A 25,924-nucleotide genomic window follows, 5' to 3' on the forward strand; every position below is an offset into this window, starting at 1 on the left:
CCGATGACCCCCGCCGCCACCGCCGCTCCCCCGCCCCCGGAGGCCCCGCCCGCCCCCGGCTCCCCCGCCGACGGGCCGCTCCCGGGGCGTCGCCGGCGGCCGCTCCGGCTGCGCACGAAGCTGATCGCGGCCGCCGTGCTGTTGGTACTGCTCGTCTGCGGGGTCACCGGGGTGGCCACCCAGCTCTCTCTGACGCACTACCTGACCTCACAGGTCGACCAGCGACTGCAGCCCTTCGCCCAGGACCGACCCCAGGACGGCGACGGGTCGGGACCCTTCGACTTCACCGGCAGCTGCACCGGCGTGGTCCCGCCCGACCGCACCCCCGGCCGTGGCGGGCCGGGCTTCACCGACACCCTCGGCGCCACGCTCCTCGACGGCCGGGTCGTGACGGCCGGGCTCCTCACCCGGGACGGGTGCGTCACGGTGAGCGCCGACGCCGCGGCGGGGTTGACCGACGTCGCGGACCAGACCCGGCCGGTCACGGTGACCATCGACGGCTACGGCGACTTCCGGGTGCTGGGCACCACGACGGGCGGCACCACCACCGTCGTCGGACTGCCGCTGGCACGGGAGCAGGCCACCGCCGGGCAACTCGTCCGGACGCTGCTCATCGTGATGGCCACGGCCCTGCTCGTCGCCGCCGCCGGCGCCTACGTCATCGTCCGGCGGACCCTGCGCCCGCTGGACCGGGTGGCCGCCACCGCGCACCTGGTCGCCACCATGCCGCTGCACCGCGGGGAGGTCGACCTGGGGATCCGGGTCCCGCCCGGCGACACCGACCCGCGCACCGAGGTGGGGCAGGTCGGGGCGGCCCTGAACCGGATGCTGGGCCACGTGTCCACGGCCCTCGAACGCAGGCAGGCCAGCGAGACCCAGGTCCGCCGCTTCGTCGCCGACGCCTCCCACGAGCTGCGGACCCCGCTGGCCGCGATCCGCGGTTACACCGAGCTCGCCCGGCGCGGTGACGTCGACCGCGACACCGTCGCCCACGCGCTGTCGCGGGTCGACTCGGAGTCGGTGCGGATGTCGGTGCTGGTCGATGACCTGCTGCTGCTGGCCCGGCTGGACGCGGGGCGACCGCCGGCCGCCGACGAGGTGGATCTGACGCTGCTGGCCCTGGACGTGGTCAGCGACGCCCGGGTGGCGGGGCCGGAGCACGTCTGGCGGTTGGACCTGCCCGCCGAGCCGGTCGCGGTCACCGGCGAGCAACTGCGGCTGCACCAGGTGCTGGCCAACCTGCTGACCAACGCCCGGACCCACACCCCACCCGGGACGACGGTCACGACCGGGGTGGCCCTCGTCGACGGCGAGGTCCAGCTGACCGTCACCGACGACGGACCGGGCATCGATCCGGCGTTGCTGCCGGGCGTCTTCGGCCGTTTCGTCCGGGGCGACTCGTCCCGGTCCCGGCAGGCCGGTTCCACCGGATTGGGTCTGGCCATCGTCCGCGCCGTGGTCACCGCGCACGGAGGCCGGGTGGAGGTCGACAGCCGCCCGGGACGCACCCGGTTCACGGTGTCCCTGCCGCCGCACGGCAGCGACCCGGTCAGCCCACCGGATGCGCGGCCAGCACCTCCTGCGCGAGGGTGAAGGTGGCCTGGTCGTACAGCACCAGCACCACCCGCTCGACAGCGGTGTCGGCGGCGCGCACCGCGGTCAGGGCCTGCAGCACGGCGTCGTCCTTCGGCCAGCCGTAGGCGCCCGCCGAGATCAACGGGAAGGCCACCGCCCCGGCGCCGACGCGGTCGGCGACGGCGAGGCTGCGCAGATAGCAGGACCGCAGGGTCGCGGACCGGTCGATGGCGGGATCGTGCACCGGGCCGACCGTGTGGATCACCCAGCGGCAGCCCAGCCGGCCGGCGGTGGTGGCGACGGCGTCACCGGCGGGCAACCCGTCCGGGTAGGTGGTCCGACGCAGTTCACGGCACTCCCGCAGGATCGCACCGCCGCCGGCCCGGTGGATGGCCCCGTCCACGCCGGCGCCGCCGAGCAGCGTCGAGTTCGCCGCGTTCACGATCGCGTCGACGGATTCACAGATCATCCCGGTGATGTCACCGGTGACCAGTTGCAGCTGCATGCTCAGCGGCTACGCAGGCAGACCCCGATGCGCGTCCCGTCGACCCGCATCTCGACCTCGGTGAGGTCGGCGACACTGGGCACCCCGAGATCGGAGTGCGTGGTGCGCAGGCCGAGGACCATGGCCCCGCTGGCCAGGCCGGAGGCGACGCCGGCGGGAGCGTCCTCGACGACGAGGCACCGCTTCGACTCGAACCCGAGTCGCTTCGCGGCCAGCACGTACGGAGCGGGGTCGGGTTTGCCCACGGCCACGTCGTCGGCGGTGATCAGCTCACCGGGCATGGGCAGACCGGCCGCGGCGATGCGCCCGGTGGCCAGCCGTCGGGTGCCGCTGGTGACGATCGCCCACCGGTCGCGTGGCAGCACACTGAGCACGGCCAGCGCGCCGGGGATCGGCACGACACCGTCGAAATCGGACGCCTCGATGTCACCGAGCCAGGTGTTGACCTCCTCCACCTCGGCCGCAGACGCGTCGGGCATCAACCGGGCGAGCGTCTGGCGGGCCGGGACACCGTGGTACATCCCCTGCAGCGAGCCGAAATCCAGGCCCAACCGGTCGGCCAGCAGACTCCAGCTCCGGTCCACGCTGCCGGTCGAATCGGCGAGGGTGCCGTCGAGGTCGAACAAGACAGCGTCGACGGTGATGTGCATCTTCGTAGTCTGCGGCATCGCTGCGGCGCTCCATTACCGTGACGGGCGCCCTGACGAAGATGACGACGCTCCGGAGCCGGATCGACACCCTGCGTGCCTCGGCCGGCTGATTATGCCTCTCGGACGATCCTCGCATCGCCGCGGACGCGCGCACAGGCGGCAGACGAGTGGAATCAACGACGCCGCCCGCGGGTTGACCCTGACGGCAGCGCCGAGCGCGGTCGCCGGCGTCCGCCGGACGGTCCCCGCGCCGGCCGAGCGGGAACGGATGTGGCGTCGATGATGCGAGCAGTGTGGAACGGGACGGTCCTCGCCGAGTCCCCCACGACGGTGCAGGTGGAGGGGAACCACTACTTCCCCGCCGACTCGATCCGGCGTGAGCACTTCACCGGCAGTGCGACCACGACGGTGTGTCCGTGGAAGGGCACCGCGAGCTACTACTCGGTCGTCGTGGACGGCGACACCAACCCCGACGCCGCCTGGTACTACCCCCAGCCCAAGGACGCGGCTGCGGAGATCAAGGACCACGTCGCGTTCTGGCGCGGCGTGACCGTCGAGAGCGTCCCGGCCCGATGACCGCCGCCGCGACCCCGGTCATCGACTTCCTGTGGCGTCCCGGCTGTGGCTTCTGCGCGGCGCTGCACCGGCGGCTGACCGCCGCGGGGGTCGAGATGCGGGAGTTCAACATCTGGGAGGACGACGACGCCGCGGCCCGGGTGCGGGCGGCGACCGGTGGCAACGAGACGGTGCCGACGGTCTACGTCGGTGACCACTCGATGGTCAACCCGAGCCTGGACGACGTCCTGGCGGCCATCGGCCGCACCAGCTGAGCCCCGGGCACCGGGTGCCGGCGGGGACGCGACCGTCCACCCGCCGGTTCCGGTGCCGCCGGAGTGCGCCGAGCCATTACCCTGGCTGTGCGCCTCCGTAGCTCAGGGGATAGAGCAACGCACTCCTAACGCGTTGGTCGCAGGTTCGAATCCTGCCGGGGGCACGCAGAACGTCGCGTGGCGGACGCTCACCGCGCCGGCACCCGGTGCGCCCAGCGCGCCGCGACCCGGGACAGCTCGTCGGCCGGCACGGCGGCGCTCCACAGCCAGCCCTGGCCCACCGAACACCCCAGCTCCAGCATCACCGCGGCGTTCTCGGCGGTCTCGATCCCCTCGGCCACCGTGTCCAGGCCCAGCGCATCGGCGAGCTGGACGATGGAGCGCACGATCGCCCGCGAGTCGGCGTCGGTGGTGACCTGGTCGATGAACGACCGGTCGATCTTGAGCGTGCTGACCGGCAGTCGTTTGAGGTAGGCCAGCGAGCTGTATCCGGTGCCGAAGTCGTCCACCGCGATGCGAACCCCCTGACCCTTGAGTTCCGTGAGCAGCGCGACCGCGCCCGGAGCGTCGGTCATGATCGCCGACTCGGTCACCTCCAGGGTGAGATCGGTGCTCGCCCAACCGGTCTCGACCGCGGACCGGGCGACGATGCCCTCCAGGCCGGGCGCGGCGAAGCTGCGTGCCGAGACGTTGACGCTGAGCTGGAAGCGCTCCAGGCCGTGGCGTCGCCGCAGCTCCACCATCTCCCGCGACGCCCGCTGGATCACCCAGCGGTCCAGTGCGAGCGACAGGCCCATCGCGTCGGCGGCGTCCACCACCTCCAGCGGCGAGACCCGGCCCAGGTCGTCGTCCTGCCAGCGCAGCAACGCCTCCACACCGGTCATCCGACCACCGGCGATGTCCACGATCGGCTGATAGTGCAACGTCAGCCGGTCCCCGTCCAACGCCTCGCGCAGCGCGTTCATCACCAGCAGCCGGCGCTCTCCGCTCTGCGCCAGCGTCGCGTCGAACACCCGGATCCGCCCGCGCCCGGACGCCTTCGCCTCGTACATCGCCACGTCGGCGAACCGCAGCAGCGTGTCCGCGTCGTGCGGCGGCGACAGCGCGATCCCGATGCTGGCGTCCACGTACACCCGGGGTCCGCCGAGCTCAACCGGCCGGCTCAACGCGTCCCTGAGCCGGTCCGCGATGTTCATCGCCAGCGCCTCGTCGACGTTCTCGCACAGCACCGCGAACTCGTCACCCCCGAGGCGGGCGACGGTGTCCTGCGGGCGGACGGCGTGCCGCAGCCGGTGGCCGATCTCGATCAGCAGCAGATCGCCCGCGTCGTGTCCCCGGGAGTCGTTCACCAGCTTGAAGTGGTCCAGGTCCAGGAAGAGCAACGCGATGGATCCGTCGGTGGCCGGTCGCCGCCGGGCCAGCGCCCGTTGGATGCGGTCCACCAGCAGGGCCCGGTTGGGCAGGTCGGTGAGCACGTCGTGGGCCGAGCGGTGCCGCAGCTCGTTCTCGGCGCGGCGCGCCTCCGTGACGTCGGAGACCATGGCCAGCGAACCCAGCTCGTCGGTGTCGGGCAGCGGGAGCGGCGCCACCGACATCGACAGCGTGTGCCAACTGCCGTCGGGGTGGCGGTAGGGCACCTCATAGGTCTCCGGGCCGGTCTCGACCCGCCGGGACAGCTTCTCCCGCAGCAGGTTCTCGGTGTCCGGATCGAACATCGGCACCCGGTCGACACCGATGAGGTCCTCGATGCCGTGCCCGAGCAGATCGGCGAGCTTCTGGTTGAGGAAGATGACCTCGCCGGCGGGCGTGAAGACGATGATGCCCTCCTGGGCCGTCTCCGCGATCGCCCGGTAGCGGGCCTCCGAACGGCGGAGCTCGTCCTTGGCCTGGACCTCCGCGGTGACCTCGCGCACGTTGAGCACCACCCCCCGGATCTCCGGTTCGGCCAGCGCGTTGGTCATCGACTCCTCCACCCACCGCCAGGCGCCCGAGCGGTCGACGACCCGCAGCGTGATCCGTTCGAAGCCCTCCCGGTCGGCGAGCACCCGGGCGACCGTGTCGCGCAGCGCGGGCAGGTCGTCGGGATGCACGAAGCTGTAGGTGGTGCGGCCGAGCACCTCGTCGGCGGTATAGCCGAAGACGTCGGTGGCCGACGAGGTGACGTAGCGCAGGGTCATGTCGGCGTCGGCGACCAGCGCGACGTCGGACGCCCGCTGGTTCAGCGCGGCGAACAGCGCCCGCTGCCGGTCGAGCTGCTGCTCGGCGCTGGACACCCGGCGCAGATCACGCAAAAAACTGGCCATGCCGTACGGGATGCCCCGGTCGTCGTGCAGCACGGTGACGTCCACCAGCACCGGGATCGCGTACCCGTCGCGGTGACGCAGCATCTTCTCGAAGGACGCCGCGCGCTGCCGGCCGCTCTGCAGCAGCTCGACGTGGGCGGTCCCCGCGCCGGAGTCGGACACGTGCGCGACGCTGAGGCGGTTCATCCGCAGCAGCTCGTCCCGGGTGTGCCCGAGCAGTGCGCAGAAGGCGTCGTTGACCGCCTCGAACTCCCCCGCCATGTTCATCAGGGTCTGCGGCGTGGCGGACTGCTCGAACCGGGCGCGCATGTCCTCGGCCTGCCGCTCGAGGTCGCGTCGGAGGGCGTTCTCGACCGTCAGGTCGCGGATGACCGCGCTGGCGCCGCAGACCTCGCCGTCCTCGTCCCGGACCACGGCCAACGCGAGGCTCACCTCGACGGGGGCGCCGTCCCGCCGGCGCCGGCGCTCGACCATCGGCGCCAGCGTCTCACCGGTGAGCACCCTGGCGAGGACGCCGTCCCGCCGGGGCCCGTCGGTCGCCTCCACCAGGACCGACAGCGGCTGTCCGACGAGCTCGTCCGACGGCCAGCCGTAAATGGCGGCGACCCGGTCGTTGGCCCAGGTGATGACACCGTCGACGTCGCAGGTGAGGATGCCGTCGTTGGAGTTCGCGACCACGCCGGCGAGGGTCTGCGCCGTCCGGTAGGCCTCCTTCTCGCTCGACACGTCCCGGGACACCCCGATGAAGTGACGCGGCCGCCCGTTCGCGTCGAGGATGGGACTGGTGGAGGCGAGCACCGGGAACTCCCGGCCGTTCTTGTCCCGCATCAGCCACTCACCGCGGAACACCTCACCGGCGGCGACATCGTCGAACACCGCGAAACCTCGCTGCCGCGCCGGCTCCGGCACCACCAGCTCCGAGATCCGCGACCCGAGCGCCTCGGCCGCGGTGTACCCGTAGAGCGACTCGGCCGCGGCGTTCCAGTAGATGACCCGCTCGAGGTGGTCGGTGATGACGACCGCTTCGGCCACGCTGTCCAGGGCACGCGCCATCAGGTCGGGCGGCAGGTCGGCGGGACCGGCCGGGCCGTTCGCACCGCTCACCCTGGCCCCCCGCCGCGAAGCTCGATGCGTCCGACCGGCCCGACTCCCCGGCGCGGCAGCGCGTGTCGGTCGAGCCTATCTTCGCTGCGCGAATCCACCAGCGCCATCGGACGAGTCGCCCACCGCCGGATCCACCGGCGGAGCGAACCCCGTCGACCGCGGCGCCCACGGAACCATCACCGGGGCGGGCGCACGACCGCCGGCGCTCTACAGTGCGGGGATGTCCAGGATCGCGGTCGCCGGCCGGAGGCTGCGCTCGAACTGGGTGCCGCTGCTGGAGTCCACGGTCGCCGCGACACTCGCCTGGATCATCGCCACGGTGGTGGTCGGGCACACCGCGCCGTTCTTCGCCCCGGCCGCGGCGATCATCGTGCTGGGTCAGGCCCGCGGCGTCCGGATCCGCAAGACGGTGGAGATCCTCATCGCCGTCGCCGGCGGTGTGCTGCTCGCCGACATCGTCGCCCAGCTCCTCGGATCGAACACGACGCTGACCATCTTCGTCCTGATCGTGCTCACGCTGACGATCACCACCGCGATCGGCGCGAACGGGGTCGCGGTGGTCCAGGCGGCGGTGTCGGCGCTGTACGTCGCGGTCATCGCACCACCGACCCAGACGCTGGTGCCGGTGCGGTTCTTCGACGCGCTCGTCGGCGGCACCGTCGCGGTGCTGGTCAACCAGTTGGTGGTGGTGCACGACCCGCTGGCCGGGTTGGTCCGCGAGATGCGTTCGATCACCGAGCGCATCTGCGACGTGGTGGACCGCACCGCAGCGGCGATCGACCGGCACGACGAGAGCCTGGCCAAGGAGGCCCTGGACCGCGCCCGTCAGGTCGACGCGGCGGTCGACACCCTGCGCACCGAGGTCGCCGCCGCGGCGGAGGTGCTCACGCTGGACGTGTGGCGCCGGCAGCGGCGCGCCGGAGTGCAGACGATCGAGACCGCGACCCGCCAGATCGACTACGCCGTCCGCGGGGTGCGCGTGCTGGCCCGGGCGTCACTGACCCTCACCCGCTGGCCGACCCCGACCGGCCCGGAACTCGGCGAGGCGTTGCGGCACCTGACCGCCGCGGTCGGTCACGCCGGTGAGGCGTTGGCGTCGGAGATCCTCGGCGACCACGACAAGGCGGTCGACTTCACCGCCCGGACCGAGCTGTCGGCGTTCGCCGCCATCGCCGACGCGCGCCCGCTGCTGTGGGGTGACCAGCCGCTGCCGGTGGTGATGATCGTCGGCCAGCTGCGCTCCATCACCATCGACCTGCTCCGTGGCGTCGGCGCCGACGACGCCACGGTGCTGGCCCGCGTCGACCACGCCCTGGGGTTCCCGAAGGGCTGATCCGCTCTCCGTCTGGACCGGCGGCCGTCCGGGTAGGGCTGAGGGCAGGCGACGCGCCCGGCCCCCGGGCCGCACGCCGCCAAAGGCGGTGTGCAGCAACGCATGCCGCGACGTATCGAGCCCGGAGGGGAACGTCATGGCAGACGAGAAGGACGGCGCCGCCAAGGTCGCGGAGCTGGCGAAGGACATCCGCATCGCGATGCTCACCACGATGGACAGCGCGGGGCACCACATCAGCCGGCCGATGGCCCAGCAGGAGGTGGAGTTCGACGGGGACCTGTGGTTCTTCGCCGAGCGCAACTCTCGCAAGGTCGCGCACGTGCGCGCCAACCCCGAGGTCGGCGTGACGCTGAGCTCCAACGACACCTGGATCTCCATCGAGGGCGAGGCCGAGATCGTCGACGATCTGGCCAAGAAGAAGGACCTCTGGAACCAGTGGGTCGAGGCGTGGTTCACCGACGGACCCGAGGATCCGAACGTCGTGCTCATCAAGATCAACGCGCACGGTGCCGAGTACTGGGACACCCCGGGCGGCCGCGTCTCGTCGGTGATCAGCTTCGTCAAGGCGAAGGTCACCGGCAAGGCCTACGACGGCGGCGAGAACGAGCGCGTCGACCTGTAGTTCTCGGCAGCGGCACCGACTCCTGGTGGCCCACTGCACAGACACCGACGGCCGGTGGGCGCGATGCCCACCGGCCGTCGGTGTTCCCGTCGGCGGTACGGCTCAGGTGCCGCGGCTCAGAACGAGAACGCCGGTGAGGTGAACTCGGCGTCGGTGATCAGCTCCATTCAGGCCAACGCCAGGGCCTACGACGGCGGCGAGAACGAGCGCGTCGACCTGTCGTTCTCGGCAGCGGCACCGACCCGCGGTGGCCCACTGCACAGACACCGACGGCCGGTGGGCGCGATGCCCACCGGCCGTCGGTGTTCATGCCGGCGGTACGGCTCGAGTACCGCGGCTCAGAACGAGAACGCCAGTGCGGCGAACACCGCGACGGTCCGCTCTCTCACGGCGAAGGTCACCGCCAAGGCCTGCGACGGCGGCGAACACGAGCGCGTCGACCTGTCGTCCTCGGCAGCAGCACCGACCCCTGGTGGCGTGCTGCACAGACACCGACGGCCGGTGGGCGCGATGCCCACCGGCCGTCGGTGTGTTCCTGCCGGCGGTACGGCTCAGGTGCCGCGGATCAGAACGACGACGCCAGTGCGGTGAACTCGGCGTCGGTCAGCTCGATGCCGGCCGCCGCGGTGTTCTCCTCGAGGTGCTTCACGCTCGAGGTGCCGGGGATCGGGAGCATCGCCGGGGACCGCTTGAGCAGCCAGGCCAGCGCGAGCTGCGACGGGGTGGCGCCGTGGTCGGCGGCGATCTTCTGCAGCGGCCCGTCGGTCTGCGCGAGCGGGCCGGAGCCCAGCGGTGCCCACGGGATGAAGGCGATGTTCTGCTCGGTGACGTGGTCCAACAGCGCCTCGGCGTCGGTGTAACCGGCGTTGTAGCGGTTCTGGACGGACACGATGGTCGCGTACCTCTGCGCCTCGCGCAGCTCGTCCACCGTCACCTCGGACAGACCGATGTGCTTGATCTTGCCCTCGTTCTGCAGGTCGACGAGTACACCGAGCTGGTCGGCCAGCGGCACCTCGGGGTCGATGCGGTGCAGCTGGAACAGGTCGATGCGCTCCAGACCCAGCCGGCGCAGGCTCATCTCGGCCTCCTGGCGCAGGTAGTCCGGGTGCCCGTGGACGGGCCAGACGTTCGGCCCGGTGCGCAGCAGACCGGCCTTGGTGGCGACCAGCACGTTCTCCGGGTACGGGTGCAGCGCCTCGCGGATGAGCTCCTCGGACACGTAGGGCCCGTAGGAGTTGGCGGTGTCGATGAAGGTGATGCCGAGCTCGACGGCGCGGCGCAGCACCCGGATGGCCTCGTCGTGGTCCTTCGGCGGGCCCCAGATGCCCTCGCCGGTCAGGCGCATGGCGCCAAAACCGAGACGGTGGACGGGGATGTCGCCACCGATGGCGAAAGTCCCGGAGGCGGCGGCGATCGGCTGTTCCGTGGTGGAGGTCATGAGTCCCTGCTTCCTGTGGCGGGTGATTCCCGCGGGGCGCGGCGCGGACGCCGCGGTCGTCCCGCTCTGTGGTCCAACCGCCGACGGGCGGGGTGGCATTCCCGATCGGGGCCGTCGATCCGTGGTTGCGCCGACAGGTGAACGGCTGCGGGCTGGGAGACTCAAGAGATGACCAGCCCCCTCGACAAGCGTCCCGCCGATCACCCGGACGCCCCTGCCGGTCCGCTCGACACGTGGCCCGCAGCCGATCCCGCGGAGATCGCTGCCGGCCCGCTCGACACGCGTCCCGCAGCCGACCCGGCGGTCGTCGCCGGACCGGTGGCCGGCGGCCTCGCCACCGTCGAGCGCCGGGCCGTGGAGGTCGTCGGACTCCTCGGTGGGCTGATCGCGCGGCTGCGGACCCCGCTGCTCGCGGTGACCCTGCTGCCGCTGCTGCCCGCGGTCGGTCTGCTGATCGCGGCGGTCGTCGTCGGGACGGCGACCCCGGCCGTCATCGCCATCGCCGGTCTCGTCGCGCCGGTGTGGCTGACCGTACGGCGCCGGCAGCTGGTGACCGCGTTGGTACCCGCGGACGCCGCGGTCGCCGACCTGAAGCGGACCTTCGACCTCGCGGCCATCGGCGGGCAGCTGCGGGACAACCTGCTCCGCCAGGACGGCCGTCGGTTGTCGCTGCGCCCACGGGCACTGGCCGGGTCGGTGTGGCGAGGCATCAGCACCACCGCGGCGCTGCACGGCCGGGTCACCGATGTCCCCCGGTTGGCGCCGTTCTTCCCCGGCCGGTTGCGTGGCCTCGCGTTCCTGTCGATCGCCTGTGTGGTCAGCGGGGTGGTGCTGACCGCGTGGCTGGTGCTGCACCTGGTGCTCGCCGCGCTCGTCGGCGCGGACGTGTGGTCGGGGTTCTGAAGGCCCGTCAGCTTCGCGGGACGTTGCGTTCGAGGTCGGCCAGCCACACCGCGGCGTTGCCGTCCGACGGCGCCCGCCAGTCACCGCGCGGGCTGAGCGACCCGCCCGCCGACACCTTCGGCCCGTTGGGCATCGCCGAGCGCTTGAACTGGCTGAAGCCGAAGAACCGCTTCACGAACACCTCCAGCCACTGCCGGATCGCGGGCAGGTCGTACTGCCGGCGACGCTCGTCGGGGAAGCCGACCGGCCAGTGCCCGGCGTGCGCGTCGCCCCACGCCTGCAGCGCGAGGAACGCGATCTTCGACGGGCGGAAGCCGTAGCGCAACGTGTAGAAGAGGGTGAAGTCCTGCAGCTCGTAGGGCCCGATCGACTTCTCGGTGCTCTGCGGCACCTCTCCCTCCTTGACCGGGATGAGTTCGGGGCTGATCTCGGTGCCGAGGATCGACAGCAGGATGGCGTCGACCTCGTCGGAGAAGTCGTCCAGGCCGCCGACCCAGCGGATGAGGTGCTGGATGAGCGTCTTGGGGACGCCGCCGTTGACGTTGTAGTGCGACATCTGGTCGCCGACGCCGTAGGTGCTCCAGCCCAGGGCCAGTTCGCTGAGATCGCCGGTCCCCAGGACGATCCCGTGGTGGTGGTTGGCCAGCCGGAACAGGTAGTCGGTCCGCAGACCGGCCTGGACGTTCTCGAAGGTGACGTCGTAGACCTCTTCGCCGCGGCCGAACGGGTGGTCCAGGTCGGACAGCATCTGCCGGGCCGCGGGGCGGATGTCGAGTTCGGCTGCGGTGACTCCCAAGGCGGTCATCAGCGCCCAGGCGTTGGCCTTCGTCGAAACGCCGGTGGCGAAGCCGGGCATCGTGAAGGCGAGGATGTTGGTCCGGGGCAGCCCGAGCAGGTCCATCGCGCGGGCCGCGACGATCAGCGCGTGGGTGGAATCCAGGCCGCCGGACACGCCGATGACCACCTTCTCGGTCCGGATGGCCCGCAGCCGCTGGACCAGGCCGTCGACCTGGATGTTGTAGGCCTCGAAGCAGTCCTGGTCCAGCCGCGCCGGGTCGGCGGGGACGAACGGGAAACGCTCGATCGGCCGGCGCAGCCCCAGGTCGGTGTCGGGCGCGCCGAGGGTGAAAGCGACGGTCCGGTGGACCGCCTCGCCGACCGCGCGCCGGTTGTCCTCGAAGGTGCCCTGCCGGGCGCGCTCCTGGCGGAGCAGATCGAGATCGACGTCGGCGACGGTGATCTGAGGTTCGCGGGCGAACCGCGGCCCCTCGCCGATGAGCACGCCGTTCTCGAAGATGCTGGTCTGGCCGTCCCACGAGAGGTCCGTGGTGGATTCCCCCTGGCCGGCGGCGGCGTAGAGGTAGGCGGCGAGGCAGCGCATCGACTGGGCGCGGCACAGTGCGGTGCGGGTGTCGGCCCGGCCGATGGTGATGGGGCTGCCGGAGAGATTCAGCAGCACGGTGGCGCCGGCCAGCGCGAGCCCGCTGGATGGCGGGACCGGGACGAACATGTCCTCGCAGATCTCCACACCGACGGTGAGACCACGGACGTCGACCGCGTCGAACAGCAGGTCGGTGCCGAACGGCGCGGTGCGGCCGGCGACGTCGATGGTCAGCCCGGTGATGCCGTCGCCGGCGGCGAACTGGCGGCGCTCGTAGAACTCCCGGTAGGTCGGCAGGTGCAACTTGGGGACGACGCCCAGGATCTCGCCGCGGTGGATGACGACCGCGGTGTTGAACGATCGCGCCCGGTGCCGCAGCGGGGCGCCCACCACCAGCACCGGCAGCAGGTCCCGCGACGCCTCGACCACGGCGGCCAGACCTTCGTGCACCGCGTCGAGCAGGACGTCGGCACCGAACAGGTCGTCCAGCGCGTACCCGGTCATCGCGAGCTCGGGGAAGACCGCGACCGCGACTCCCTGCTCGTGGCACCGGGTGGCCACCTCGACGATGCCGGCGGCGTTGCGCAGCGGGTCGGCAATGTGGACCCGGGTGGTGCAGGCGGCCACCCGGGCGAACCCGTGGGAGTACAGCGAGGAGAAGGTCATCCGGGCTTCCTGTCGGGACGGGCCCCGCCGTGGCCCTGGTGCGGACCGGCGACCGGGTGTCGGCCCGACCATCATCCCCCGTCGCCGGCGACGTCCCGGCGGTCCCCCGTTCCGCACCCCTCGCGCCCGGTCCCCGTCGATCGCACCCTGTCCCCCGGCCGGGGATGACGTCCGCCGCGACGTCGAGGTCGGTGGCGCTGCGCGGCCGGACGGCCGCACCCGCCGGGCCGGCCGCCCGGGGTCCACAGCCCCACCGGCCCGGGTGACGGCGCGAAGCCGGGCAGCGGCACCCGCCGGGTCGGCCGGCCGGGTCCCAGCGCCGCCGGGGCCGCGACCGGGCCCGGGGCCGGGACCGGGCCCGGGGCCGGGACCGGGGCCGGGGCCGGGGCCGGGGCCGGGCCCGGGGCCGGGACCGGGGCCGGGGCCGGGACCGGGGCCGGGGCCGGGCCCGGGGCCGGGACCGGGGCCGGGGCCGGGGCCGGGGCCGGGGCCGGGGCCGGGGTGACGCTGCACACCGGGCAGCCGCAGCCGCCAGGCCGCGGCCAGGAACAACCGGGCTGGAAGTCCGCAGCCCCGCCGGGCCGGGCCACGGCGCGAGGCCGGGCTGCCGCGCCCGCCGGGCGGCCGCGCGGGGTCCGCAGCGCCGGTACCGGTCGGCCCCGCTTCAGCCGCGGCGCAGGACCCGCGCCTCCCAGGGCCGCAGCGTCAGTCCGCCGCCGGCGTCGGGATAGTTGCCGATGACCAGCTCGGCGTCGCCCCAGGTGGCGTCGATCTCGTCCCCGACCGGCACCGTGACCTCGTCCCCCGAGAAGTTGGCGACGACGAGCAGGGTGGTGGCGTCCAGGCGGCGGGTGAAGGCGTAGATCGTCGGGTCGGTGGCCAGCAGCATCGTGAAGTCGCCGACCGCGACCGTCGGTTCGGTGTGCCGGAGCTCGATCAACTTCCGGTAGTGGTGGAACACCGAATCCGGGTTCGCGCGTTCCGCGGCGGCGTTGATCTCGGTGTGGTTGGGATTGACCCGGAACCACGGTGTACCGGTGGTGAAGCCGGCGTTGTCCCCGGCGGTCCACTGCACCGGGGTGCGGGCGTTGTCGCGGCTCATCGCGCGCATCCCGGGCAGGATGTCCTCCGGCGAGCGGCCCGCGGCGACCGCCTCCCGGTAGAAGTTCACCGACTCGATGTCGGCGAAGTCCTCGCCCGAGTCGAAGCCGATGTTGGTCATGCCGAGCTCTTCGCCCTGGTAGACGTACGGCGTGCCGCGGTGCAGGTGCAGCACGGTGGCCAGCAGCTTCGCCGACTCGACCCGGAATGCGCCGTCGTCGCCGAACCGGCTGACCGCGCGGGGCTGGTCGTGGTTGTCCCAGTAGAGACTGTTCCAGCCGACGTCGGCCAGGGCCGCCTGCCAGCGCCCGAAGCTGGCCTTGAGGTCGAGCAGGTCGAGCCCGGTGTAGTTCCACTTCGGTCCGTCGAAGTCCAGGCCGACGTGCTCGAACTGGAAGATCATGTCGACCTCGGGGTTGGCCGGGTCGGTGTAGACAACAGCGTGCTCGACGCTCGTGCCCGGGGTCTCGCCCACGGTCAGCAGCTTCGGCCGGCCCTCGAAGACCGCGCCGTGCATCTCCCGGAGGAACTCGTGGATGCGCGGCCCGTTCTGGTAGAGGAAGGACCCGTCTCCGTAGGGCGACCCGGGCGACGAGGGTCCGTCGGTCAGCGGCAGCGTCTTGGAGATCATGTTGATGACGTCCATCCGGAAGCCGTCGACCCCGCGGTCCAGCCACCAGTTCATCATCGCGTAGACGGCCTGCCGGACCTCCGGGTTCTCCCAGTTCAGGTCGGGCTGCTTCCTGGAGAACAGGTGCAGGTAGTACTCGCCGGTCGTCTCGTCGAGTTCCCAGGCCGGGCCGGAGAAGAACGACTCCCAGTTCGTCGGCTCGGCGCCGGGCGCGCCGGCCGCCATCCCGTCCCGGGCGGGACGCCACCAGTACCAGTCGCGCTTCGGGTTGTCCTTCGACGACCTGGATTCCACGAACCACGGGTGCTCGTCGGAGGTGTGGTTGACGACGAGGTCCATCACGATCTTGATGCCGCGTCCGTGGGCGGCGGCGAGCAGCTCGTCGAACTGGTCCAGCGTGCCGAACGTCGGGTCGATGTCGGTGTAGTCGCTGATGTCGTAGCCGTTGTCGTCCTGCGGGGACCGGTAGATCGGGGACAGCCAGACGACGTCGACCCCGAGTGCCTGCAGGTGGTCCAGGTGCGCGATGACACCGCCCAGATCGCCGATGCCGTCGCCGTCGGAGTCGGCGAAGCTGCGCGGGTAGATCTGGTAGACCACCGACGACTTCCACCAGGGTTCGATCGCGGCGTGATCGGCGGTGCGGTCGGTCGCGACCGGGTCGGTCATCGGGTCTCCTCGGGGAACGGCAGCTGGTCCGTCGGACCCTAACGGCAACGACCGACAGTCGCCCTGCGTGGGCGACCGTCGGTCGTGGACCGCCGTCGTCGGCGACGGCCCCGCGGCGTGCGGGAGACCCGGGGGAAGGCGGTCAGCCCAGCGGGATGACGCCCAGGAGGATGGCGACGACCAGCATCACGACCGAGCAGAGCGCGGCGCGCCACAGCACCTTCTTGTGGAACTCCGCCATGCCGACCCTGGCCAGCGAGATCAGCAGCAACATGGCCGGGACCAGCGGACTGGTCATGTGCACCGGCTGGCCGATGATCGACGCCTGGGCCATCTCGACCGGGGTGATGCCGTACTGGCCGGCCGCCTCGGACAGGATCGGCAGCACGCCGAAGTAGAAGGCGTCGTTGCTCATGAAGAACGTGAACGGCATGCTCAGCAGACCCGTGATGACGGCGAACCACGGGCCAAGCCCGGACGGCACCACGTCCACGATCGCGTCGGCCATCGCGGTGACCATGCCGGTGCCCTCGAGCACACCGACCAGGACCGCGGCGGCGAACACCATGGACACCACGCCGACGATGGAACCGGCGTGCGCCTTGATCCGCTCGGCCTGGTCGTCCTGCTTCGGGAAGTTGACGACCAGGGCGATCGCGGCGGCGATCATGAACAGCAGCGCCAGCGGGAACTCGTCCAGGCCGAGCAGCACCAGCAGGCTGACGGTCAGACCGAGGTTGACCCAGATCAGCTTCGGTCGCAGCGTGGGGCGGTCGGGGTCCAGACCCCCGACCAGATCGTCTGAGCCGTCGGAACCGTGGGTGTCGCGACCGTCGTCGGTGCCGCCGCCCACCGGGCCACCGGTGAGGCTGTCCAGGTCGAGGTCGGCGGAGCCACCGCCGGGGCGGGTGAGCAGGGCGACGGGGCCGTCACCACGGGTGCCCGCGGTGGCGCCGACCGAGGCCGCGACCAGCTCGAGGGTGTCGCCGGAGGCCTCGAGCCGCTTCTTCTCCGAGCGGCCCAGGAAGTACGCCAGGACGAACACGGTGCCGATCGCGGCGATCATGCCCGGCACCATCGGCAGGAACAGGTCGTTGGGCGAGACGTTCAGCACGGTGGCCGCGCGGACGGTCGGCCCACCCCACGGGACGATGTTGAGCACGCCGTTGGCCAGCACCGCGACCACGGTCAGCACGACGGGGCTCATCCCGAGCCGGCGGTAGATCGGCATCAGCGCCGAGACCGTGATGATGAAGGTGGTCGAGCCGTCACCGTCCAGCGAAACGAGCCCGGCGAGCACGGCGGTGCCCATCACCAGGCGTACCGGGCTGTTGCCGACCACGCGCAGGATGAGCCGGATCAGCGGGTCGAAGAGCCCGACGTCGATCATCAGGCCGAAGAAGATGATGGCGAAGAAGAGCAGGGCGGCGGTCGGGGCGAAGCTCTTGATCGCGGCCATGACGGTGTCCGCGACGCCCTCGTCCTCGGGGAGCCGGGCGGCACCGAACTGCACCGCGGCGATCCCGAAGGTCACCGGGACCAGGATGAGCGCGACGACCGGCGTCAGTCGCTTACTCAGAATCAGATACATGAAGACCGCGATCATCGCGAATCCCAGACCGATGAGCATCGGTGCTCCTTCTCGACGGTGAGTGTTGGCACGACCCTAGGAAGGGCTCGTGCCGACGGTCACGCTTGTGGACACAACCGTCGTTGAGGACGCAAGCGTCGTTGTGGTCGTTGTGGTCGTCGGCGTCCCGCCCGGCCGGTGGTGGCGCCCGGACCCGCCCGGCCGGCGGTGGCGCCCGGACCCGTCCGGTCGGCACGGGTCCCGGGACCGGTCCGACGCCGGTCGGGACGACCGCGTCCGCCCGACCCACAGCCCGGTGACGTCGGCTTCACGCGTTCCTCCCGTTCTGGCGGCGCACGATGCCCTTCGCGGTGGCGGCCACGACGACCACCGTCGGCGGTCACTGTTACCGTCCGGATCCCGGCGGGGCCGCCCACCGGAGTCGCTGCACCCGAGGAAAGGCTCGTCGCATGAGTGGGTCGAATGTCCTCGTCCGGTCGTGTCAGGTCCTGCAGCTGCCGGACGGAGGTCCCGGCACGGTGCTGCCCGACCACGACCTGCACCTCGCCGACGGCCGGATCGCCGCGATCGTCCCGACCGGCACCCTCCCGGTCCCCCCGGACGTCCGGATCGTCGACGGGCACGGTCTGCTCGCCATGCCGGGTCTCACCAACGGCCACTCCCACCTGCCGATGGTGCTGATGCGCGGCGCCGCCGAGGACGTCGGCATCGAGGAATGGTTCAACGACCTGATCTGGCCGATGGAGATGAACCTGACCCCGGACCGGGTCCATGCCGGCGCCCGGCTCGCGATCGCCGAGATGCTGCTGGGCGGGGTCACGGCCGTCGCCGACCACTACTTCGCCACCGACCGCATCGCCGAGGCCGCCGTCGAGCTGGGGATCCGCGCCAACCTGGCGCCGACGTTCTTCTCCAGCGACGGTCCGGACGGCCGGCGTGCGGCCGTCGCCGCCGCCGTCGCCGTGCGCGACGCCGGGTCGCCGCTGCTCACCGCCAGCCTGGGACCGCACGCGACCTACACGGTCGACGAGGACGATCTGCGCTGGTTCGCCGACGCCGCGGTGGCGGAGGGGCTGCCGATCCACATCCACACCTCGGAGACGATCGAGCAGACCCGGGCCTCGCAGGCGAAGCTGGGTGTCACCCCGATCGAGGTGCTGGCCCGGACAGGGGTGCTGGCGGCGGGCGCCCTGATCGCCCACGGCACCGGCATCGTGGCCGAAGACCTGCCGGTGCTGGCCGAACACCGCGACCGGGTGGGTGTCGCCAGCTGCCCCAAGGGCTATTTCAAGGTGGCCATGCAGACCATGACCCCGGTCCGCGGCCTGCTCGGGCACGGCATCCGGGTGGGTGTGGGGACCGACGGCGCCGCCAGCGGCAACACCCTCGACGTCCTGGAGCAGACCCGGCTGCTCGCGCTGTCGCAGAAACAGCAGGAGCACGATCCCGGGTTCCTGACGACGAGCGAGGCGTTGCGGCTGGCCACCCGGGGCGGCGCGTCGCTGGCGCCGTTCGGCACCACCGGATCGTTGGACGAGGGTGCCGCCGCCGACGTGGTGCTGATCGACCTTTCGGGGCCGCACTGCCAGCCGGTGCACGACCCGTTGGCCACGCTGCTGTACTCGGCGCGCGCGAGCGATGTCCGCACGGTCATCGTCGACGGCGAAGTGGTGGTCGAGGATCGTCGGCTCGTCCGCGGCGACCTCGCGGAGATCGTCCGGGACGCGGCGGCCGTCGCACCCGAGCTCCTCGCCCGGCGGCCCGGGGAAGCGGTGCAGCACTATGCGCCGTGACGCTACGTAGTAGCTCATTCACTCTTTGATGTAGAACCGCTGGTCCGAGCCGGTCCGGATGTCCCTCGGGCACCGACACGTCGGCCGGCTCTCCCTAGTCTGGGTCCGGGGGTGGAACGAAGTGGCGGAGTCGATCACGACCGGCGGTGTGCTCCCGGGGGCACCGGCGGTCGGATGCGACCGGGACGGCGAGCCGGTTAAACGTCGCGCACCCCGGACACGGTGGCCGCACCGGGTGCCCACCGATGCCGTCGGGACCGCCGCGATCTCACCGGCGCTGGCCCGCCGTCGGCGTGCCGTGCGCGCGGTCGTCGCGGTCGGGCTGGTGACGCTCGCCGGGTGCGCCGCCGGCGGGGTCGACCCCGCTCGCGGCGCCCCGGCCACCGTGGCCGCCGCACCCGACCCCGGACCGCCCGACCAGGAGGTCTCCCCCGGCACCGTCACCGACGCAACGGCCGGCCCCGACAGTGACCTCTTGATCGACTCGTGGCAACCACCCGCCGACCTCCCGGCCACCGGCCGGGTGACCGCGGCGCCGATCCCGGGCACGGTGTCCGGGTTCGACGCAGGCGACGCCTGGATCTACCTGCCGCCGGCGTACGCGACCGTGCCGCGGCCCCGCTTGCCCGTCCTGGTCCTGATGGCCGGGCAACCCGGCGAGCCCCGCAACTGGTTCGACGGCGGCGACGTCGCCGGGACGATGGACGCCTACGCCGCGACGCACGCCGGGCTCGCGCCGGTGGTCGTGGTCCCGGACTGGCTCGGCACGTCCGGCGGGAACCCGCTGTGCGTGGATTCGCCGGGCACCGGCAACGACTGGACCTATCTCACCGTCGACGTCCACGACTGGATCCTGGACCGGCTGCAGGTCGCTCCCGACCCGGCCCGCTGGGCGGTGGGCGGGTTGTCCGCCGGCGGCACCTGCGCGCTGCAGCTGGCGACCCGCGACCCGGCCGCCTACCCGACCGTGCTGGCCTTCTCCGCGCAGGACCATCCCGTGCTCGAGACCGGCGACGACACGCTGGACACCATGTTCGGTGGGGACCGGGCCGCCTACGACGCCGTCGATCCGATGGCGCTGCTGGCCGACGGCACCTACCCCGCCAGTGCCGGCTTCTTCGCCGCGGGCGCCGACGACGCCGTCTACGGACCGCAGACGGCGGCGGTCTACGCAGCGGCCCGGGACGCCGGGATGGACGCGCGATACGCGATCCTGCCCGGCGGCCACGACTTCTCGTTCTGGTCGGCCGCGCTGGCGCTGACCGTCCCGTGGCTCGGTGCCCGGTTGGGGATCAGCGCGTGACCGCGCCCCTCGTCCCGGCGGCGGCACCCGGAACCGGCGGCCCGGCGGGCCGGCTCCGGCGGGGGCTGCACCGCGACGTGCCCAGACTGCTGCAGGCGCCGGTCACCTGGGGCTTCGTCGCGGTGTTCTGGGTGCTGGCGATCGTCACCGGGTCGCTGGTCCACGGCCCCCGGGAACGTGTCCTGCGCGACGTCGGCGCGAGCGTGGAGTCGTTCGAGCGGCTCCGGCTGTTCACCTTCGTAACCTCCGGCGGGTGGGCGCCCGGCCTGCTCGAGTACCTGCTGGCCACGGTCGCCGTCGTGGGCGTGGGCCTGGTCGTCGAACGTCACTGGGGATCGGTCCGGTTGCTGTGGGTGGCGCTGCTGACCCAGTTTCTCGGGGTGGCGCTGGGGCTGGCCGCCGCCGACGTCCTCGACCGCTGGGGCAGCGACCTCGCGTCGGAGATGACGGCGGACGCGATCGTCGGGCCGTGGCCGATGCTGGTCGGTGTCCTGCTCGCGTTCAGTGCGACCACGACACCGCTGTGGCGGCGACGGATCCGGCTGGGCGTGCTCGCCGCGGTCGCCGTGCTGACCCTCTACAACGGCTCGCTCGACAACATGCTGCGGGTCGGGGCGGCGGTGGTCGGGCTGCTGCTGGGCCGTGTCGTGCTGACGCGGTCGCGGTACCCCCGGACGCTGCGGTCGGCCCGCCGGGAGACCCGGGCGACCGTCGCGGTGCTGATGGCCGCGTCGGCGATCGGTCCGGTGCTGGTGGCGCTGAACAACCGGGCCGCCGGGCCGTTCATCGTGCTGCGCTACACCCTGGTGTCACCGCAGGTCGGCCCGGACGAACTGGACCGCCTGTGCCGGCTCGGGGTCACCGCGCAGCGATGCGAGGAGTACACCCGCCAGCTGCGTTTCCACGGGGTCGGGCCGGTCGTTCTGTCGCTGCTGCCGTCCCTGTTGGTGCTGCTGCTGGCCTACGGACTGATGAAGGGCCGCCGCTTCGCCTGGTGGTCGATGGTGGCGGTGCAGACCCTGCTGGCCGGCCTCGGTCTGGTGATGTTCCTCCAGGCGCTCGCCCACCGGCGGCAGCCGGCACTCCGGGACGCACCGTTCATCCTGGGCGGCAACACCCTGGCCCAGATCACCCCGTTGCTGGTGCCGCTCATCCTGGTGACGGTGCTGCTGCTGACACGCTGGGCGTTCGACATCCCGGCGCCGCGCGGCACCTACCGGGGTCTGGCGCGGCTGCTGGCCGTCGCGGTGGCCTCGCTGTTCGTGCTCTTCGTCGGTGCGGGTCTGCTCATCGCCGGCCAGTTCACGCCGACCCCGTCGGTGGCCGACCTGATCAACGAGTTCCCGCACCGGCTCGCGCCCCCGGGGTACCTCGGGCTGATCGGCCTGGACTTCGTCCCGACCACCATCGCCGGCACCCTGCTGTTCGAATGGACGGGCATCGCGCTCTGGGGCATCGCCATCGCCGGGGTGCTGCGCAGCTTCAACGCCAACCGGGTCGACACCACCGCCCGCGACGCCGCCGACGCCCGCCGCATCCTTCAGATGCACGGCCGGCAGGCGCTCTCGTACCTGACGATGTGGCAGGGCAACACGTACTGGTTCACCCCCGCCCGGAGCAGCTTCGTCGCCTACCGGGTGCAGAGCGGGGTCGCGATCACCATGGGCGACGCCATCGGGCCGGCGGCGGAGACCGCGGACGCGATGCGCGGTTTCGCGGAGTTCTGTGCCTCGCGCAGCTGGACGTTCTGCTTCTACTCCACCACCGGCGGTGCCAGGGACATCGGTTCGTCGTTCGGCTGGCCGTCCGTGCAGGTGGCGGAGGAGGCGATGCTGCCGCTCGGGTCGCTGACGTTCAGCGGCAAGAAGTTCCAGGACATCCGGACCGCGGTCAGCCGCGCCGCCCGCGAGGGGATCAGCACCCGCTGGCTGAGCTTCCCGGAGGCGCCGTTGGACGTCAGCGAGCAGATCGCCGCCATCTCCGAGGAGTGGATGGACACCAAGGGGTTGCCGGAGATGGGCTTCACCCTGGGCGGTGTCGACGAGATCGACGATCCCGCGGTGCGTTGCCTGATCGCCGTCGACGAGGCCGGGCTGATCCACGGCATCACCTCGTGGCTGCCGGTGTACCGCGACGGCGCCCCGATCGGCTGGACGCTGGACTACATGCGGCGGCGGTCCGAGGGCTTCAAGGGCGGGATGGAGTTCCTGATCAGCCGGGCGGCGCTGCAGTTCCAGGAGGAGGGCGCGGAGTTCGTCAGTCTGTCGGGAGCGCCGCTGGCCCGGATGGAGCAGGGGCGGACGCCGACGGCGCTGCAGCGCCTGCTGGACGCCACCGGGCACCGGATGGAACCGGTGTACGGCTTCCGCTCGCTGCTGTCGTTCAAGGCGAAGTTCCAGCCGGTGTACCGGCCGATCCACATGATCTATCCGGAGGCGGCGGCGCTCCCCCGGATCGGCAACGCGATCAGCCGGGCGTACCTGCCGCACCTGTCGCTGGTGGACGCCGTGCGGCTGCTCCGCAAGCTCCGGCCGGCGACACCGGAACGGGCTCGACCGGCGACGGCGGCCGTCGACCCCGCGCGTCCGGCGGAACAGCTCGCGCCCCGGCCCTGACACCGCCGGCAGACGAGAAAGCCCCCGGCTGGTGGCCGGGGGCTTCTCGGATGACGGTCCTGCCAGTGCGCCTCACGGCGAGTGGCTGCTCACGGCAGCGAAAGGGTTGGGGCCCGGGGCATGTCCAGGACCGTCGATCATCACAACCACCGACGACCGCCGAACATTCCCGCGGCGGTCACGGATTCCCGCGGCGATCCCGGATCACCGCGGCGGTCACGGATTCCCGCGGCGATCACGGATGACCGCGCCGGTCACGGATTCCCGGGCAGCGGTTCCCTCGGCTCCGTACCGGCGACCGCTACCGGAAGGTCAGGGCCGCCTGGCTGGACACCAGACTGCCGATCCGGGCTTCGATCCGGTAGTCGCCGGCCGGCACCCGGGTCCGTTCGGCGGCGCAGCCCGGCTGCGAGGTCGTGCCCGACCACTTGATGTTGTACTGCAGCGACTCCCCCGGCTGCAGGAAGCGGACGTCGGTGCCCGAGCCGGGCAGGCAGTCGCTGGTCGACCACACCCGCGTTCCCGCCGCGTCGTAGGCGAGGTACTCCTGCAGCGACCCCGACACGTCGCGCACGCACGGCTCGGAGCCGACGTTGACGATGGTCACGCCGACGATGGGCTGCTGACCGACGGTGTAGGTGGGGCTGCCGACGGTTGCGGTCAGCTGGACGGCGGCGTCCGGGCAGATCAGCCGGCCCTCCGCGTCCCGGGGCCGGGCGGCGTCGGCGGCGGCCTGCGCGGCGGCGGCGTCGGCGGCGGCCTGCGCCGCGGCAGCGTCGGCGGCGGCCTGCGCGGCGGCGGCGTCGGCGGCGGCCTGCGCCGCGGCGGCGTCCGCGGCGGCCTGCGCGGCGGCGGCGTCGGCGGCGGCCTGCGCGGCCGCGGCGTCGGCGGCGGCCTGCGCGGCCGCGGACTCCGCGGCCGGATCGGCGGGGGGCGCCACCTCCGTGGCCGACGCCGTCGTGGTCTCCGCCGTGCCGCCGTCGGTCCCCGCTCCGCCGTCGGTCGGGGTGGCGTCCGACGGGGTGCCGGCGGTGTCCGACGGAACCGGGGAGCTGACCGCGGTCGAGGCGTCCGGGAAGAGGCTGCTGGTGAGGTCGGTGGGGGTGGTCGCCGACGGCGGCGTGGCGAGCTCGCCGGTCAGCGGGGCGCCGGACGTCGGGGTCGTCGCCGCGGTGCTGTCCGGCGTGCCGTTGCCACGGCCGGCGAACGCCCAGACCAGCAGGAGCACGGCCACCACGGCGATGCCGACGAGCGCCACCCGGCGGATCCAGTAGGTCTTGGGGCTCAGGGGTCCGACTGGTTCCAACACGGATCGACGGTAACGTCTGCGTCGTCCGGATCAGGGAAGCAACGCCGAGGAGCAGCTGTGGGAGCCATCGACGAACTACTCGAACGCAACCGGGGACTGGCCCTCTCGCACACGCAGGGGCTGGGACCGGAGCCGACCATGCACGTCGCGGTGGTGATGTGCATGGACGCCCGCGTGGACGCCCATGCCGCCTTCGCCATCACTCCCGGTGAGACGCATCTGCTCCGCAATGCGGGCGGCGTCGTCACCGACGACATCATCCGTTCGCTGTCGATCTCGCAGCACGCACTCGGCACCCGCGAGATCATGATCATGCACCACACCGACTGCGGTCTGGCCAAGATCACCGACGACGGCTTCCGCGAGACCGTCAGCGAACACGCCGGCTACCGCCCGACCTGGGCGGTGCAGGCGTTCAAGGATCCGCACGACTCGGTCCGCGAGTCGCTGCGGCGGGTCCGCGACTCGCCCTTCCTGATCCACACGCACGAGGTGCGCGGCTTCGTCTTCGACGTCGAGTCCGGCCTCCTCGAAGAGGTCTTCGCTGACTGACCTCGACGCCGGACTGGACCCGGTGGCCCTGCTGCGGTTCTTCGACGAACGCAGCCGGACCCTGCCGTGGCGCGACTCCGGCGCGACCCCGTGGCGGGTGCTCACCAGCGAGGTGATGCTGCAGCAGACGCCGGTGGTTAGGGTGGCGCCGGTGTTCGAGGCGTGGATGCTGCGCTGGCCCACGCCCGCGGCGCTGGCGGCCGAACCCTCGGGCGAACCGCTGCGCGCGTGGGGTCGGTTGGGCTATCCGCGGCGGGCGCTGCGGCTGTGGATGGCGGCCGGGGTGATCGTCGAACGGTTCGGCGGTGCCGTGCCGACGGCGGTCGACGACCTGTTGACGCTGCCCGGCGTCGGCCAGTACACCGCGCGGGCGGTGGCCGCGTTCGGCGCCGGCCGGCGGGTGCCGGTGGTGGACACCAACGTGCGCCGGGTGATGAACCGGGTGTTGCGCGGCACGGACGACGCCGGCGCCGCCACCCCCGCCGACCTCGTCCTGATGGAGCAGTGGCTCCCCGCCGCCCCGGCCGTGGCGGCGCGGTTCTCGGCCGCCGTGATGGAGCTGGGCGCCCTGGTGTGCACCGCCGCGGCGCCGAAGTGCCCGGAGTGCCCGCTGGTCGCCGGCTGCCGCTGGGTGCTGGCCGGCCGCCCGGCGTCACAGGTGAGACGCCGGACGCAGGCGTGGCACGGCACCGACCGGCAGGCACGCGGCCGGATCCTCGCGCTGCTGCGGGAGGCCGACGAGCCGCTGCCGGAACCGGTGCTCGCCGCCGCGTGGCCCGAGCCGATCCAGTTCGGCCGCTGCCTGGCGTCGTTGGTCGCCGACGGGCTGACCGAGCGCACCGACGACGGCAGGTACACCCTCCCCCGCTGAGTCGGTGCCGTGCGCCGGCGCGTTCCCCGGACCGGTGTGCCGGCGGTGGAGCGGCCGCTCGCGAGCCACCCCATCACATCTACGACGCCGGCGAACCCGCGTGCGCATCCGACCCTGCCTCAGGACACACGACGCCGGGACACGACGGAGGCCCGCCCCGCGGTGCGGGACGGGCCTCC

At 72.4% G+C, this 25,924-nt stretch carries 19 protein-coding genes and 1 tRNA gene; 12 read left to right on the forward strand and 8 right to left on the reverse strand.

Annotated elements, in window-relative coordinates; translation table 11 throughout:
• Window positions 1-3: 3 nt before the first annotated feature.
• Window positions 4-1,593 carry a sensor histidine kinase gene (locus DB033_RS10540; RefSeq protein WP_111766638.1) on the forward strand — a complete coding sequence of 530 codons (1,590 nt, stop codon included), beginning with the start codon at window positions 4-6 and terminating at the stop codon, window positions 1,591-1,593.
• Here DB033_RS10540 and DB033_RS10545 read toward each other — a convergent pair.
• Window positions 1,550-2,080, reverse strand: a complete 531-nt coding sequence (locus DB033_RS10545; protein WP_111766639.1) for an O-acetyl-ADP-ribose deacetylase — start codon at window positions 2,078-2,080, stop codon at window positions 1,550-1,552. The two genes, DB033_RS10540 and DB033_RS10545, sit on opposite strands and share 44 nt — an antisense overlap.
• A gap of 2 nt (window positions 2,081-2,082) precedes the next feature.
• Window positions 2,083-2,730, reverse strand: a complete 648-nt coding sequence (locus tag DB033_RS10550; protein ID WP_157970624.1) for an HAD-IA family hydrolase — start codon at window positions 2,728-2,730, stop codon at window positions 2,083-2,085.
• A 279-nt stretch (window positions 2,731-3,009) separates the two neighbouring features.
• Here DB033_RS10550 and DB033_RS10555 point away from each other — a divergent pair, with 279 nt between their 5' ends.
• The 3 genes from DB033_RS10555 (at window position 3,010) to DB033_RS10565 (ending at window position 3,724) form a co-directional block, all read left to right on the forward strand.
• On the forward strand, window positions 3,010-3,306 hold the full coding sequence (locus tag DB033_RS10555) for a DUF427 domain-containing protein (RefSeq protein WP_111767403.1): 297 nt from the start codon (window positions 3,010-3,012) through the stop codon (window positions 3,304-3,306).
• A complete protein-coding gene (locus DB033_RS10560; RefSeq protein WP_111766641.1) occupies window positions 3,303-3,560 on the forward strand; it encodes a glutaredoxin domain-containing protein in 258 nt (85 codons plus the stop codon). Before DB033_RS10555 ends, DB033_RS10560 begins: the two co-directional genes overlap by 4 nt.
• Before the next feature lie 91 nt (window positions 3,561-3,651).
• Window positions 3,652-3,724: transfer RNA gene (locus DB033_RS10565), tRNA-Arg, on the forward strand.
• Between the two features lie 24 nt (window positions 3,725-3,748).
• Here DB033_RS10565 and DB033_RS10570 read toward each other — a convergent pair.
• Window positions 3,749-6,967, reverse strand: a complete 3,219-nt coding sequence (locus DB033_RS10570; protein WP_111766642.1) for a sensor domain-containing protein — start codon at window positions 6,965-6,967, stop codon at window positions 3,749-3,751.
• Between the two features lie 220 nt (window positions 6,968-7,187).
• Between DB033_RS10570 and DB033_RS10575 the strand changes: the two genes are divergently transcribed.
• Both DB033_RS10575 and DB033_RS10580 read left to right on the forward strand, forming a co-directional pair.
• Window positions 7,188-8,300 (forward strand): FUSC family protein, encoded by a 1,113-nt coding sequence (locus tag DB033_RS10575; protein WP_111766643.1) that lies wholly within the window; start codon window positions 7,188-7,190, stop codon window positions 8,298-8,300.
• Window positions 8,301-8,436: 136 nt separating this feature from the next.
• On the forward strand, window positions 8,437-8,922 hold the full coding sequence (locus DB033_RS10580; RefSeq protein ID WP_111766644.1) for a pyridoxamine 5'-phosphate oxidase family protein: 486 nt from the start codon (window positions 8,437-8,439) through the stop codon (window positions 8,920-8,922).
• 565 nt (window positions 8,923-9,487) lie between these two features.
• Here the strand turns inward: DB033_RS10580 and DB033_RS10585 are convergent.
• Window positions 9,488-10,360 (reverse strand): aldo/keto reductase, encoded by an 873-nt coding sequence (locus tag DB033_RS10585; RefSeq protein ID WP_111766645.1) that lies wholly within the window; start codon window positions 10,358-10,360, stop codon window positions 9,488-9,490.
• Window positions 10,361-10,528: 168 nt separating this feature from the next.
• Between DB033_RS10585 and DB033_RS10590 the strand changes: the two genes are divergently transcribed.
• Entirely contained in the window at window positions 10,529-11,263 is a 735-nt protein-coding gene (locus DB033_RS10590; RefSeq protein WP_111766646.1) for a hypothetical protein, read from the forward strand.
• A gap of 7 nt (window positions 11,264-11,270) precedes the next feature.
• Here DB033_RS10590 and DB033_RS10595 read toward each other — a convergent pair whose 3' ends face one another.
• From DB033_RS10595 to DB033_RS10610, 3 genes are all read right to left on the reverse strand, one after another.
• The gene (locus DB033_RS10595) at window positions 11,271-13,310 is read right to left on the reverse strand and encodes an NAD(+) synthase (RefSeq protein WP_111766647.1); all 2,040 of its coding nucleotides are present in this window, start codon (window positions 13,308-13,310) and stop codon (window positions 11,271-11,273) included.
• Between the two features lie 664 nt (window positions 13,311-13,974).
• The gene (locus DB033_RS10605) at window positions 13,975-15,711 is read right to left on the reverse strand and encodes a glycoside hydrolase family 13 protein (RefSeq protein ID WP_111766648.1); all 1,737 of its coding nucleotides are present in this window, start codon (window positions 15,709-15,711) and stop codon (window positions 13,975-13,977) included.
• A gap of 142 nt (window positions 15,712-15,853) precedes the next feature.
• Window positions 15,854-17,341, reverse strand: coding sequence for a CitMHS family transporter (locus DB033_RS10610; RefSeq protein ID WP_111766649.1), 1,488 nt, complete (start codon window positions 17,339-17,341; stop codon window positions 15,854-15,856).
• 410 nt (window positions 17,342-17,751) lie between these two features.
• Between DB033_RS10610 and DB033_RS10615 the strand changes: the two genes are divergently transcribed.
• The 3 genes from DB033_RS10615 to DB033_RS10625 all read left to right on the forward strand — a co-directional run bounded on the left by DB033_RS10615 (window position 17,752) and on the right by DB033_RS10625 (window position 23,013).
• Window positions 17,752-19,095 carry an amidohydrolase gene (locus tag DB033_RS10615; RefSeq protein WP_111766650.1) on the forward strand — a complete coding sequence of 448 codons (1,344 nt, stop codon included), beginning with the start codon at window positions 17,752-17,754 and terminating at the stop codon, window positions 19,093-19,095.
• 235 nt (window positions 19,096-19,330) lie between these two features.
• A complete protein-coding gene (locus DB033_RS10620) occupies window positions 19,331-20,398 on the forward strand; it encodes an alpha/beta hydrolase (RefSeq protein WP_111766651.1) in 1,068 nt (355 codons plus the stop codon).
• On the forward strand, window positions 20,395-23,013 hold the full coding sequence (locus DB033_RS10625; RefSeq protein ID WP_111766652.1) for a DUF2156 domain-containing protein: 2,619 nt from the start codon (window positions 20,395-20,397) through the stop codon (window positions 23,011-23,013). Before DB033_RS10620 ends, DB033_RS10625 begins: the two co-directional genes overlap by 4 nt.
• A 301-nt stretch (window positions 23,014-23,314) precedes the next feature.
• On the opposite strand, the gene DB033_RS10630 is transcribed toward DB033_RS10625, so the two are convergent.
• Complete coding sequence (locus DB033_RS10630; protein ID WP_111766653.1) at window positions 23,315-24,322, reverse strand: hypothetical protein; 1,008 nt, start codon at window positions 24,320-24,322, stop codon at window positions 23,315-23,317.
• 57 nt (window positions 24,323-24,379) lie between these two features.
• On the opposite strand from DB033_RS10630, the gene DB033_RS10635 reads away from it, so the two are divergent.
• Entirely contained in the window at window positions 24,380-24,874 is a 495-nt protein-coding gene (locus tag DB033_RS10635) for a beta-class carbonic anhydrase (RefSeq protein ID WP_205843750.1), read from the forward strand.
• Between the two features lie 22 nt (window positions 24,875-24,896).
• Window positions 24,897-25,745: an HhH-GPD family protein gene (locus DB033_RS10640; protein WP_240615828.1), complete on the forward strand. Its 849-nt coding sequence runs from the start codon at window positions 24,897-24,899 to the stop codon at window positions 25,743-25,745.
• Window positions 25,746-25,924: the final 179 nt, after the last annotated feature.

This window comes from Nakamurella deserti (assembly GCF_003260015.1).
GTDB classification, from domain to species: domain Bacteria; phylum Actinomycetota; class Actinomycetes; order Mycobacteriales; family Nakamurellaceae; genus Nakamurella; species Nakamurella deserti.